This is a genomic window from Pelagihabitans pacificus (assembly GCF_009371985.2).
Lineage (GTDB): Bacteria > Bacteroidota > Bacteroidia > Flavobacteriales > Flavobacteriaceae > Pelagihabitans > Pelagihabitans pacificus.
In genome coordinates this window covers 1,529,106-1,541,568 of record NZ_VIKU02000001.1, presented here as the reverse complement: position 1 = coordinate 1,541,568, position 12,463 = coordinate 1,529,106, and the positions used below count along the sequence as shown (strand labels likewise).

At 45.0% G+C, this 12,463-nt stretch carries 11 protein-coding genes; all 11 read right to left on the bottom strand.

Going from position 1 to position 12,463, the window contains the following annotated elements; genetic code table 11:
• Positions 1 to 87: 87 nt before the first annotated feature.
• Positions 88 to 546, bottom strand: a complete 459-nt coding sequence (locus FK220_RS06710) for a 3-oxoacyl-ACP synthase (protein WP_152573480.1) — start codon at positions 544 to 546, stop codon at positions 88 to 90.
• A gap of 102 nt (positions 547 to 648) precedes the next feature.
• Positions 649 to 1,236 (bottom strand): hypothetical protein, encoded by a 588-nt coding sequence (locus FK220_RS06705; RefSeq protein ID WP_152573479.1) that lies wholly within the window; start codon positions 1,234 to 1,236, stop codon positions 649 to 651.
• A gap of 222 nt (positions 1,237 to 1,458) precedes the next feature.
• Positions 1,459 to 3,180 carry an IlvD/Edd family dehydratase gene (locus tag FK220_RS06700; protein WP_152573478.1) on the bottom strand — a complete coding sequence of 574 codons (1,722 nt, stop codon included), beginning with the start codon at positions 3,178 to 3,180 and terminating at the stop codon, positions 1,459 to 1,461.
• A 167-nt stretch (positions 3,181 to 3,347) separates the two neighbouring features.
• Complete coding sequence (locus FK220_RS06695) at positions 3,348 to 4,460, bottom strand: NAD(P)/FAD-dependent oxidoreductase (RefSeq protein ID WP_152573477.1); 1,113 nt, start codon at positions 4,458 to 4,460, stop codon at positions 3,348 to 3,350.
• Positions 4,461 to 4,721: 261 nt separating this feature from the next.
• Positions 4,722 to 6,125, bottom strand: a complete 1,404-nt coding sequence (locus tag FK220_RS06690) for a hypothetical protein (protein ID WP_152573476.1) — start codon at positions 6,123 to 6,125, stop codon at positions 4,722 to 4,724.
• Positions 6,126 to 6,143: 18 nt separating this feature from the next.
• Positions 6,144 to 8,156: a DUF4836 family protein gene (locus FK220_RS06685; protein ID WP_152573475.1), complete on the bottom strand. Its 2,013-nt coding sequence runs from the start codon at positions 8,154 to 8,156 to the stop codon at positions 6,144 to 6,146.
• A 28-nt stretch (positions 8,157 to 8,184) separates the two neighbouring features.
• On the bottom strand, positions 8,185 to 8,871 hold the full coding sequence (locus tag FK220_RS06680; protein ID WP_152573474.1) for a hypothetical protein: 687 nt from the start codon (positions 8,869 to 8,871) through the stop codon (positions 8,185 to 8,187).
• A 209-nt stretch (positions 8,872 to 9,080) separates the two neighbouring features.
• Entirely contained in the window at positions 9,081 to 10,430 is a 1,350-nt protein-coding gene (gene accC, locus FK220_RS06675; protein WP_152573473.1) for an acetyl-CoA carboxylase biotin carboxylase subunit, read from the bottom strand.
• 68 nt (positions 10,431 to 10,498) lie between these two features.
• Entirely contained in the window at positions 10,499 to 10,987 is a 489-nt protein-coding gene (accB, locus tag FK220_RS06670) for an acetyl-CoA carboxylase biotin carboxyl carrier protein (RefSeq protein WP_152573472.1), read from the bottom strand.
• A 24-nt stretch (positions 10,988 to 11,011) separates the two neighbouring features.
• A complete protein-coding gene (locus FK220_RS06665; protein WP_152573471.1) occupies positions 11,012 to 12,007 on the bottom strand; it encodes a beta-ketoacyl-ACP synthase III in 996 nt (331 codons plus the stop codon).
• A 256-nt stretch (positions 12,008 to 12,263) separates the two neighbouring features.
• Entirely contained in the window at positions 12,264 to 12,461 is a 198-nt protein-coding gene (gene rpmF / locus FK220_RS06660) for a 50S ribosomal protein L32 (protein WP_152573470.1), read from the bottom strand.
• Positions 12,462 to 12,463 lie beyond the last annotated feature (2 nt).

Below are 12,463 nucleotides of genomic sequence, written 5' to 3'. Positions count from 1 at the left end.
TAAAAATATAAAAACCTTCAAAAAGGGGCACCTCCTTTCAAATTCCAGAAAGGACAGTCGAAGTAAGATATCGCAATGATTCGACTCTTATTGGATTTCGAGTATTTTGATGGAAGTACCGTTAAAGGCTATTTCGTCTCCCTTCAATTTTCCCAAAAGCAACCTCCCGATCGGTGTTGCCGTCGAGATACAATAGGTAGTGCCGTCGGAAGCTTTAAATTCTCCTGCCGAGATGGCCAAAAAGTAATTGTTTTTCGATGTTTTTACCCAGCTGCCCAACCCAATACCGCCCGATGTTTTTCCCAGAGGTACTTTGGTCAAGATATGTTTCATCTTTTCCGCTTCGGCCAATTGTTTTCCCAATTTTTCCCGTTCCAATTGCACCATGGCCCGACCGGTTTCGTGTTTGTCACCGGCACTACTTTTGGTCTCTGCGTTCAAAGACTCCTGTAAATCATTGATGGCCCGTTGTATTCTGGAAATCCTGTCGGCTGCGAAACAAGTACAAAAATCAAACAAGGCCTCTTTTGAAGATGTTGGATACATTGAATTAATTTTAAAGGAACCCCCGATGGCTTACATTTAGTACATAGCCCTGACAACAAGCGAATATACCGCTATCCGCACCTACGATTTGACGGTTTGCGACTACTTGTGATAGAGGTCGGCCAATCGATACATTAGAAATCGAATCATCACGTCATCCGCCACATCATTTTCATACATGGAATGAACCCGTCGAATATTCTCTCTTTTAAAAAAGTCAAGGTCGGCGGTTCTATTTTCGTTGAAAATCTTCCACGATCGTAATCCTTCGAGCATATTTTTGTGGGCAATGTACTTTTTTTTCTCTTGCTCCAAGGTTTTCGATTCGTATTCCCTTTTAAGCAGTCCCTCCATTTTTTGGGCTTGCGTAGTGATTTTGAAATAGGCCCTTAATACCAAGGAGTGGTACTTCTTTCTAAATACGGCATCGAATTCCAATCCCAATAAATCATGATTCCCTGCTATTTCGACATCCGTCGCAACGGTATAAAACCCTCTTTTATCAGCGGGTCTTGAATCCACATTGGCTACGAAGGAATTTTTCCATTCTTCGGATTGTACGATTGCCATCCAACCTTTGTCATATTGTCGATTCTTGACCGTTTTCGACGAAGTGCAGCTTCCCGTCAAAAGGAAAAATGGGACAAGCACATACCACACCCAGGTATTGTCAGGTATCCTTCTTTTCATTCCAAGTGTTCTTTTGCCCGGGAGGCAACCTATCGGAGAAGTCTTGGTTGGTAAAAGTGTGGGCAACGAAGACAGGCCATTATAAAAAGGCTTGGTTCCGAATTGGCTACGGTTTCGGGGAAGGGCAATATAGGAAGAAAAATAGTGATGCCAGGAAAAATTTCCCGGAAAAGAGAACATTGTTTTAGATGAAAGCCGGCTTAACCATCATTTGTGGTCGCCCTAATGAAGGTCCCGCTCCACTTTACTTCCTGAGCCTCCGGTGAGAAAGTCCAAATCAGCACCTTTATCCGCCTGTTGTACATGGTCGATGTACAATTTTACATAACCACGATCAGCAAGGGGTTTTGGTGCCCTCCAGGCGGCTTTTCTTAGGCTTAGCTCCTCATCGGTAATCAACAAGTTCAATGTTCTTTTCTCGACATTGAGCTCGATAAGATCTCCATTTTGCACCAAGGCCAATGTTCCTCCGATCGTGGATTCGGGTGAAACATGTAAAACGACTGTGCCTGCGGCGGTCCCGCTCATGCGCCCGTCGGAGATACGTACCATATCTGTCACTCCCTGTAAAATCAATTTTTCGGGCAAATCTACATTCCCGACCTCGGGCATACCCGGGTATCCCTTGGGCCCCACTCCCTTCAGTACGATAACACTATTCTTATCAATATCAAGATCGGGGTCGTCTATTCGCTCGTGGTAGTCTTCCATACTTTCAAAAACCACCGCTTTGCCCTTGTGCGTCATTAAGTGTTTGGAAGCGGCCGAAGGTTTGATGACCGCCCCATTTTCGCATAGATTGCCTTTTAAAACAGCTATTCCAGCTTCTTTTTGTAACGGTTTCTCCAAAGTAAAAATGACATTATGGTCATAGCACACAGCATCCGCATAGTTTTCCACCAATCGTTTCCCGTTAACGGTGACAGCGTTGTTTCGAAGCATAGGTTTCAGTTCCTTCAGGACTACTGGAAGTCCACCGGCGTAGAAAAAGTCCTCCATCAAATGGTCGCCCGAGGGTTTTAAATTGACCAGCAAAGGCACCTTGCTTCCAAGGATGTCGAAGTCATCCAACGTTAAGTCCACCCCTATTCGACCGGCGATAGCGGTCAAGTGGATGATCAAATTGGTGGAACCACCAACGGCTGCATTCGTGATAATGGCGTTCTCGAAGGCGTTTCTCGTGAGTATTTTCGAGAGTTTCAGGTCTTCTTTGACCATTTCCACAATACGTCTTCCCGACAACTGGGCAAAAAGTTTTTTTCGGGAATCGGCAGCGGGAATCGACGAAAATCCAGGCAACGTTAGCCCAAGTGCCTCCGCCATGGTAGCCATGGTACTGGCGGTTCCCATCGTATTACAATGCCCGATACTTCGAGCGACGCACACTTCGGCTTCGGTAAAATCTTCTTCGGTATAGCCGTCTTTCTTCCGTTTTTCCTTGATCATCCAGTTCATCGACCCCGATCCTATCTTCACCCCGCGAAAGCGTCCGCTCAACATAGGTCCTCCTGGCACTACTATAGTGGGTAGGTCTACGCTACAGGCGCCCATGATGGTGCTCGGGGTGGTCTTATCACAACCGGTCAATAGTACAATACCGTCCAAAGGATTGGCCCGGATGGATTCTTCGGTGTCCATACTGGCCAGATTTCTGAATAGCATCGTCGTGGGCCGCATGAGCGTTTCTCCCAAGGACATGACCGGGAACTCGAAAGGAACCCCCCCAGCCTCTAGAATTCCCCGTTTGACGACTTCGGCGAAATCCCTAAGGTGGCCATTACACGGAGTAAGATCGGACCAGGTATTGCAGATGCCAATGACCGGTTTGCCCTTGAAATAGTCGTCTGGATACCCTTGATTGCGAAGCCATGAACGGTGTACAAATCCCATTTTGTCTTTGCCGCCAAACCATTCACTACTTCGAAGGGGTTTCTTTTTTGCCATAAAGGAAAGGTTATTATTGAAGCTTTAAAGTAGGGATAATCCCTTAGAACAACAAGAGCGATCCGAACCACGCCTCACATCGGGATTGCCTCGAACAGCTGCTTATCCGTTGAAATGACTACCATTTGACGGGGGAAGGCTATCGCCCTAACCGGAAACCCGGGATACTACACCAGATCCGCCAGTTCTTTACCGACCAGACTGCCAATGGCTATACCCATTCCACCCAATCTCACCCCACAAAATACCCTCTTGGATAGTTGTTTTACAATTGGTTTTTTCTGTAAACCCATGCCCATGATACCACTCCATCTTCGGTCAATTTCAAAAGGGGTGTTCGGTAAGATTACCTCCTCTAACATGGTTTCCAGCTGCTTTTGAATACGGTCGGTTTCACCAAGGTCAGTGGTTTCCTCCCCTTTAAAATCCAAGTTTCTTCCTCCCCCGAACAAAATACGTTCGTCAATATTCCTAAAATAATAATAACCTTCGTCTAGATGAAAAGTGCCTTTGATAGAAAGGTTTGGAATGGGTTTGGTTACCAATACCTGGGCTCGGGCAGGATTCACTTTTTCGGAAATTAATTGGGAAGCAAAGCCATTGGTGGCCACAAGTAAGGCTTTGGTATTGAATTCGAACTGATTTGTTTTCACCCGAATTGACGTGCCTTGTTCAGAAAAATCCTCTACGGCCACAGCGTTAAGGATAGTGACCCCATTTTTTTGGATTTGCCGTAACAGGCTGGCCATCATTTTCCCAGTATCCAACTGTGCTTCCCGGGTATGCGTGATGTAGCATTCCTGAATGTTGTCGAATTGAAACGAATTGCGATGCCGTACGAATACCTTCTTTCCAAAAACAGGTGCTACTAATTCGTTTATGGCATCCATTTGCTTTAGACAATCATGATACAAGGCTTCATGCTTCTGTAAAAAAAGTTCGTGTCCCCCAAGTTGTTCAAAACCGATTTGGGAATCCCCTAAGTTCATACGGAGTAGTTGAATACCATCCCACCGTTTGCGCACCAATTCCCGTACCTCTTGTTCCGAATGGTGGTTCAGGTCGGCGATTATTTCTGAAATACTACCAAAACAGGCAAAACCTGCATTTTTGGTGCTAGCACCTTGGGGCAATATCCCTTTTTCGAGCACCAACACTTTTGCCTTTGGAAAACGGGCCTTAAGACGAAGGGCACAGTTCAATCCAACGATACCGCTGCCAACGACGGTGAAATCGACGTTGGAAAGCCATGTCTTATATTCCCAATAACTGAGGTTCATCTGACTAAAATACCATTAATTCCAGCTAAATCGCAGGCGGCAAAGGGTATTTCATCACAAAATGAAGTGGGATTGCCGCTGACTGGCAAACCGACCCATTGGTCGGTTTATGTAGGATCGATCCGGCTCCGCTGTACAATATAACGGGATAACATACGGTATTTCGTCGATGAACAACCCATCATATTGGGGTTTTCGAGTAGGTGGGGATACTACCGACCGTTTGGTCGGTCATCAAATGAAGTAGTTATGGGCAAGACTTTAGCGAATGGAGTCTTTTTTGGTGGAAAAGAAGACTTGGGATAGCATATTGATGTCTGCTTCCTTGCCGAAAAGACTTCCTTTGACTACGACTTTGTTCGGGTCGCTTTGTGCTGCCGTTAAATGAAATTTTTCCAAGGGTTTTAAGTATGATCCCGCTTGCGGAAGCAATATATCCCTTCGTAGTTGGTCGAAATCGATACGGCAATCAAAAAAATTCGCGCTTATTTGCTCCCGTGCGGCAACATTGCCCTTGTAGGTATCGAAGCTTGTATACATAGGGCCGTCCTTGACGTACAATTGGTATAAGGGAAACGGCTCGAAGACACTATCGGGATTCAGCGTCTCCTGTTCCTCCAAATAGGCCATTAGACTTTCATTTTCTGCCCCAAGGGCAATGTGTACCTTGGGAACCTCTTTTTCTTGTACCGATTTTTTAGCGACTTTTTCAAAATTGTCGTCGAACTCATAGGTAGTAATGGTATCGGTCTGGCTGGTACGGCCATTGACCGCAACATTGATGTATCCATTCGTTCTGCGGAGAACCTCTGGAAGGCTTACATTGTTTTTTTCAAAAAATGGGTTGCCTTCGAGTATCGCTGTTAGCATCTCCCTGTTCCCCTGATAGTCAAAGTTGGCGTCGAAGACCAATTGGAACGAGGCGCCCTCTATGGATTCAATGGTTATTTCCGGTTGAAATCTTTGAGGTACCTCCGTATAAATCGCCCCTTCGATAATCGCCTGACCATCTTCGAAATCAATCGTAACGGTGCTTTGGTCATCGACCCAAGTAAGATGATGATCGGACTTTAGTAAGGTGGTAATCAGAGGATTCTTGTTGTCCTGAATGGTTTTATCTTCGTTTAAGATATCGGCAAAGATTCTTGTCGGTATGGATTTTTCAATTTCGGGGGAAAATGCGCACACCATTTTTATATCGTTCCATGCCAAGGCCATTTTCCACTTGGGAAGCACCGCCACATAATAGCCATGGCCCTCCGCTTCCACTATGGGAATCGATTCATCCTTCAGTTCTGCCTGAACAAACGACTCGAAGCCCTTCGCATCGTAAATTTCAAAAGTGCTGAACAAGGTGTTTTTGACTTGGGGCACGGTATAGAACACGACGTTGTAAGGGGTAAGATCGATTCCCCTTTCGCCTAGACTGTCCGATTCTTTTCTTGAACCGGAAAACCCAATATGATCGTAGTAGTAGCCAGCTGCCATTAGCGCATCCAGGACCAAGGTCTCTTTTATCTCCTGAACAGCGATTTTAATGGCGGTATCGGCTTCTATATGAATCTTTCCCAAGAGGGAAGCGGTATCTTGGCTTCTCTTGTATCCCCAATAACCGATTGCGAAGAGAACGATTACGATTGTTACATACTTTATAAACTTCTTCATTCGTAAAACGCGGGAGTGTTATTCCATCAGGGCATCGATCATATTGATGAAATAGGCGAAGCTGTTCCTATGACCTTCAGTAGGGGTATTCCATATCATCTCTCCCTTCATTTGATTTCCTTTTATCTTTTCAAAATTGAAGAAAACATCTTCCGTATTATCGGTCAGAAAAGCTACTTTCCCCCTCAGTTCGGAGGGATAGGAATCAACCGGGATTTCAGAAACGATTTTTTTTCCGTTCACGAAAAGGCTCGTTACGTTCTTTTTCATGGTGCGTTTATGGACACTGGAAAGTTTTGAGGAAAAAGTACCGTTGGCAATCGCCTGCATATCGTTCTTCGAACTTCCCAAAAAGACGGTGTTGTCTTTGAACATTACATAGAGATCAAAGGGCGATGATTTTGGCATTTTGACTATTTGGTACATACCTCCCATCGAAGCCAATTCTTTTTCCCGAAGCCCGATACGTACCAATCGGTCAAATAAACCCTTTTGTTCGGAAGAGAACATGAACATGAAGTCCGGAACCGTCTCCGTTTTGGTTTTTTCAACCTCTTTGTAGTTATAATCCTCGTCGTATTCATAATCGGTATAGGTCACTTGTCTTTCGGCAAGATCGGTCAATACTAGGAGCATATCACCTCTAACAATTTCAGCGGCAGCTTCCTCGTCGATTAAAATTGAAAATAAATCGGTTCCCAAGGCTACGATATCTCCATAGCTCTTTTCCCCTTCCGTCTTAAACAGCATGTTTATCAGATCTGGATAGGCGTTTAATACGCCCTCGGTGCTCATATTGAGCGACCAATAGCCCAGCAGCCTGTCTTCATTGATATACTTGGTAAAATTCTTGTTGAACGTACCCTCGTACATGGGTTTATAGATTTTCGCCAATTCCTCATTTACGGTATAAACGGTCTTAATGGCAGCATGATCTTCCTCGAAATCGAGTTTTGCGGCAATTGAAATCCCCCCATAAATTTTATCTATGTCTATAAAGCTATAGGGGTTCATGGCACCACCGTAGAACGACTGCGGCATGGCATCTTTGTAAATACGGCCGAAATCATTGACCCAGATACTGGCTTCTTCCTGTCCGTTCCCTATCATCGTTGTATAGCTTGGGTTTCGCAAGATACTTCTTTGTGCATAGCCACCATTCATGATGGTTTTGGCCTTTTCCAAGGAAATTTTAACCAGTTCCCTTCTTTTTTCCGCACGTTTGGCCTCACGCTCCTGACGGTTCTTTTCTCGCTCGGCTTGTTGTTTTTTATATTCCTCGCTGTTGTAATAGTCGTTATAATAATTATCGGTAGTCGCTGTCGGTTCGGCATAGCTATCGCTTTCAATGACCGTTTCCCCAATCACTTCTTGCTCGGCATCAATAGCTTCCTCAACGGCATCTTCCGCTACATCTTCAATGATGATATCTTCCGCTTCCAGACTGTAGGTGGGTTCTTCTGCAGGTACCACTTCGACTGCTTCCTCCGTTGCCCCATTCCCATAATCGTTCCCGTACAGCTCGTCATAGTAACCATAATCATCGTAATAGTCGTATTCTGAAGACTGGTCTTTTGCGAAAAGCAGCAATAGGGAATCGTCGTTCCAAAGGGTCACCGTGCCGTCATAATCATCTTGGAAATATGAGAGTCCGTTTTCGGTTACAATCCGCTCCTTTTCACTTTCCCCCATCATATTCAGGAGCCCTTGTGGGTTCTGTAGAGGAATCAAGAAACAATTGGTGAATACGCCTTCGTTCACTTCCAGGAAATAGTAAAAATTCTTATTGAAGTCAAGCCCCAGATCTTTAATGGTTCCAATTTTTTCCTTGGATTCACGTGCGAGTTCCTTTCCGAGCATTTTTCCAATTTTTGAATTTGAGAACTCTTCCAAGGAAACCAAATCGGTAATCTGTTTGCCCTTAATAGTAACGACTGCAGTGGCGTTGGCCGGTATTTTGGCGGCGAGGTCCTGTGCTTTCAGGGCTAGGATGCTACAAAAGGCGAAAATGGAAAGAAACAGTTTTTTCATCTGGTATTAATTTTTTGCTGGGGCGATATTAATTCGTTAATTGAATTTTGTTCGCTACGTTTTGCTCCCCCATAATGAAGGCCAACGCATCTACTTTAAGCATCACGGCTTTCTTGTTAGGTGAGACTTTCGCTTGTTGGTTGGACACACTCTTAACGGGATTATCGAACCTATAAATGGCAATCAGGCTGGCATCTTCAAATACCTTTCTATCTTCCCGGCTCAGATGATAAATAGATTTCTTGATACTGTCATCATAATTGAAGTGTCTTTGAAAAGTCTTGGTAGTGCCGTCATAAGAGAAATTCTGAGTGGCGAAATTCGTGGCACCCTTCGTGTTTTGTTTTTCAATGAGGTCTTTGAAGATACCGTTCACGCTTTCGATATTCTTAAAATCACAGGAGACGGTGAAAATGTAATCGTCGAAATCCTTGGTGTTTTGGATATTGCTTATTCCTTTGGTCTTTTCCAAGTGGTCTACAACATCTTTGAGCGCTTCGTTAATATCGTCTTCGGAAGGGACCTTGTGACCATTAATGCTATCGAGCATCATTACCGAGGCCAATTTCGTCTTGCTTTTACTTAGATTAAAGGTTACCAACATATGACCGCTTCCGTCCTGGTTCATATTGATTTCTTCGAGAATATCAAAACAGCTGGTACAACATAGGATACAGCCTAGGAGAAATGGGTATATCAGGTACTTCTTGGACATCGGACTTTTGATTCAACGGGTTATTGATTAACTGTTTTTTTAAATGAAAATTGTACCATCATCGATTAACTGCTTATTTTGGGGTAAAAATAGGCTTGTATGATTGGTTATGGATACTGGGAAACCGTGAAAATGGTTCCCTGTTTACAGGGAGTAAAAGGTATTTGCATAAAAAAAGCCTTGAAAATCTCAAGGCTATTGTCTTTTGTCTAGTCTTCTTCGGGCTTCATTACAAAGTCTTCCATGAACTTGGTCGTGTAATTTCCAGCCAGATAGTCGGGATGCTCCATCAACTGTCTATGAAAGGGGATGGTGGTCTTGATTCCCTCAATGACAAACTCGTCCAAGGCCCGTTTCATTTTGTTGATGGCCTCCTCACGGGTCTGGGCGGTGGTAATCAACTTCGCGATCATCGAGTCGTAGTTGGGTGGAATGGTATAGCCACTATATACGTGGGTATCCATACGAACCCCATGCCCCCCTGGAATATGCAGGGTGGTAATCTTTCCTGGCGAAGGCCTAAAACCGTTATAGGGGTCTTCGGCATTGATACGGCATTCAATGGAATGTAATTTGGGAATATAGTTCTTTCCTGAAATCGGAACCCCACCCGCTACCAGTATCTGTTCCCGTATCAGGTCGTAATCGATAACCTGCTCGGTAATGGGATGCTCGACCTGAATTCGGGTATTCATTTCCATAAAATAGAAGTTCCGGTGCTTGTCTACCAGAAATTCTACCGTCCCCGCACCTTCATATTTGATATATTCGGCTGCCTTCACCGCCGCCTTGCCCATATCGTCACGAAGTTTATCGGTCATGAAGGGCGATGGGGTTTCCTCGGTAAGCTTTTGATGACGTCTTTGAACCGAACAATCCCGCTCGGATAAATGACATGCTTTTCCATACTGATCACCAACAACTTGAATTTCAATATGGCGAGGCTCCTCTATCAATTTTTCCATGTACATCCCGCCATTTCCAAAAGCGGCAGTGGCTTCTTTGACCGCGCTATCAAAATGAGCCTCCATCTCATCCTCGCTCCAAACGGCACGCATCCCTTTTCCACCACCTCCGGCAGTAGCCTTTATCATTACGGGATACCCCATTTTTTTGGCCTCTTTTTTGGCATGCGCCAAATCTTTTAACAAGCCATCGGAGCCGGGCACGCATGGAACCCCGGCCGCCTTCATAGTGGCTTTGGCGGTCGCCTTATCGCCCATCTTGTCGATCTGTTCCCCGGAAGCCCCGATAAATTTGATATCGTGCTCGGCACAGATTTTCGAGAACTTGGAGTTTTCCGATAGAAATCCGTAGCCTGGATGTATGGCGTCGGCGTTCGTAATCTCCGCCGCCGCGATGATATTGGGAATCTTAAGGTAGGATTCGCTACTAGGCGCCGGACCAATACAGACGGCTTCGTCTGCAAAGCGAACATGAAGGCTCTCTTCATCGGCCTTGGAATAGACTGCTACTGTCTTGATGCCCATTTCTTTGCAGGTTCGAATGACACGTAGTGCGATTTCCCCTCTGTTTGCTATCAATATTTTTTTGAACATAAGCTACTTGATTATAACTCCAAAAAAGAACTGCTGGAATTTGGTACTTGCCGTTTCAAATTTGTTGTTTAGGAGGGATCCACCAAAAATAGTGGTTGGTCGAACTCGACAGGGGAGGAATCGTCCACCAGTATTTTAACGATTTTACCGGACACCTCCGACTCGATATCATTGAATAATTTCATGGCCTCGATTACACAGAGCACGTCGCCTTTATTAATGTTGTCACCAACTTCGACAAAAGCTGGTTTGTCGGGCGAGGGTTTCCTATAAAAAGTGCCGATGATGGGGGATTTGATGGTAATGAATTTGGAATCGTCTTCTGCAGCTTTGGAAGGTGCCGCCTCGGCAGGTGTTGCGCTCGTATCCGCTGCTGGTGGAGTTGCGGCTACGGGTGCGGCCGCGACCGGGATCTGTTGTACGTAGGTGGTCTCCTGGCCTCCTTCCCGAGCTCCTGTTCGTATGGTAATCTTCACGTCATCCATTTCGAGTTTTACCTCGGAAGCCCCGGATTTGGCCACAAACTTGATTAGGTTTTGAATTTCTTTGATATCCATGGAATTTGATTTTAGTAAACAGTATTAATTATAGGCCCATTTTAAATAAATGGCGCCCCATGTAAAGCCTCCCCCGAAAGCGGCGAACACCAAATTATCGCCTTTTTTGAGCTGGTCTTCATAGTCTGACAACAAGAGTGGTAAGGTAGCCGAAGTCGTATTGCCATATCGTTGTATGTTCATCATTACCTTTGTATGGTCGAGTCCCATCCTGTTGGCCGTGGCATCTATAATTCGTTTATTGGCCTGATGGGGGACCAACCACGACACCTCTTCATGGGTGAGTTGGTTTTGATCCATAATTCGCGCAGCGGCATCGGCCATATTGCTCACTGCAAATTTAAATACCGACTTCCCGTCTTGATAAATGAAGTGCTGCCCATTTTTTACTGTTTCTTCCGATGCAGGCAGCAATGACCCTCCGGCATCCATACTTAAAAAGGTTCTTCCGATGCCATCAGAGCGTAAATATTCATCTTGGAGCCCCATACCTTCTTCATTGGGTTCAAAAAGCACCGCCCCAGCGCCGTCCCCAAAGATAATACAGGTAGTGCGATCTGTATAGTCGATGATAGAGGACATCTTATCGGCCCCTATCAATAGGATTTTTTTATACCTCCCCGAGGCGATATAGCTCGAGGCTGTCGACATTCCGTATAAGAAACTGGAACAAGCGGCCAGAAGGTCATACGCGAATGCGTTGGTAGCACCAATTTTTGACGCCACAAAAGCGGCGGTGGAAGCTACCAAGGTGTCCGGGGTAGCCGTGGCTACGATGACCAAATCAATTTCTTTGGGGTCTACCTTCTTTTTTCGGAACAAATCCTCCACAGCTTTGATGGCGAGATATGAACTTCCCTCCCCTTCCTCGGGCTTTAGAAGTCTTCTTTCCTTTATTCCCGTTCGAGTAGTTATCCATTCATCATTGGTGTCCACCATTTCTTCCAACATTTTGTTGGTCAGTACAAATTTTGGAACATATGCTCCCACAGCGGTGATAGCTGCCGACAATTTACCCATGTTGATGAATTGATTTAGGTCAAAATTGGAACAAAACTCGTGAAAATTAGTGATTTTTCAACACATTTTGTTCAAAAATGGCTTTTTTAGATAAGATTGGATAAAATTGGTTTTTAATGCCCTTTAAAAAGGGAAAGCCCCGGAAACAACACCGTTTTTAAAAGACGATTTTGTACGCCTTTTCCTTATGAAAAGTATCCATAAAAAAACTCCCGGCCAAAAAGGCGGGAGCTTGTGTGTGTTGTATGTGCCGGACTTATGCGTCTGAAGCCTCGGTCTTGTCGATTAAAACCTGGCCTTTATAGTACAGCTTACCTTCGTGCCAGTGCGCCCTATGGTACAAATGCATTTCGCCTGTTGTTGGGTCGGTAGCCAAGGTCGGCGCAACTGCTTTGTAGTGGGTTCTTCTTTTATCCCGTCTGGTTCTGGATATTTTTCTCTTAGGATGTGCCATTG

Bases quoted from the DNA above. Each gene is read 5' to 3' on its own strand.
- FK220_RS06700 (WP_152573478.1), bottom strand. From the start codon at position 3,180: ATGGCAAAAAAGAAACCCCTTCGAAGTAGTGAATGGTTTGGCGGCAAA.
- rpmF (WP_152573470.1), bottom strand. From the start codon at position 12,461: ATGGCACATCCTAAGAGAAAAATATCCAGAACCAGACGGGATAAAAGA.
- FK220_RS06710 (WP_152573480.1), bottom strand. From the start codon at position 546: ATGTATCCAACATCTTCAAAAGAGGCCTTGTTTGATTTTTGTACTTGT.
- accC (WP_152573473.1), bottom strand. From the start codon at position 10,430: ATGTTCAAAAAAATATTGATAGCAAACAGAGGGGAAATCGCACTACGT.
- FK220_RS06685 (WP_152573475.1), bottom strand. From the start codon at position 8,156: ATGAAAAAACTGTTTCTTTCCATTTTCGCCTTTTGTAGCATCCTAGCC.
- FK220_RS06695 (WP_152573477.1), bottom strand. From the start codon at position 4,460: ATGAACCTCAGTTATTGGGAATATAAGACATGGCTTTCCAACGTCGAT.
- FK220_RS06680 (WP_152573474.1), bottom strand. From the start codon at position 8,871: ATGTCCAAGAAGTACCTGATATACCCATTTCTCCTAGGCTGTATCCTA.
- accB (WP_152573472.1), bottom strand. From the start codon at position 10,987: ATGGATATCAAAGAAATTCAAAACCTAATCAAGTTTGTGGCCAAATCC.
- FK220_RS06665 (WP_152573471.1), bottom strand. From the start codon at position 12,007: ATGGGTAAATTGTCGGCAGCTATCACCGCTGTGGGAGCATATGTTCCA.
- FK220_RS06690 (WP_152573476.1), bottom strand. From the start codon at position 6,125: ATGAAGAAGTTTATAAAGTATGTAACAATCGTAATCGTTCTCTTCGCA.
- FK220_RS06705 (WP_152573479.1), bottom strand. From the start codon at position 1,236: ATGAAAAGAAGGATACCTGACAATACCTGGGTGTGGTATGTGCTTGTC.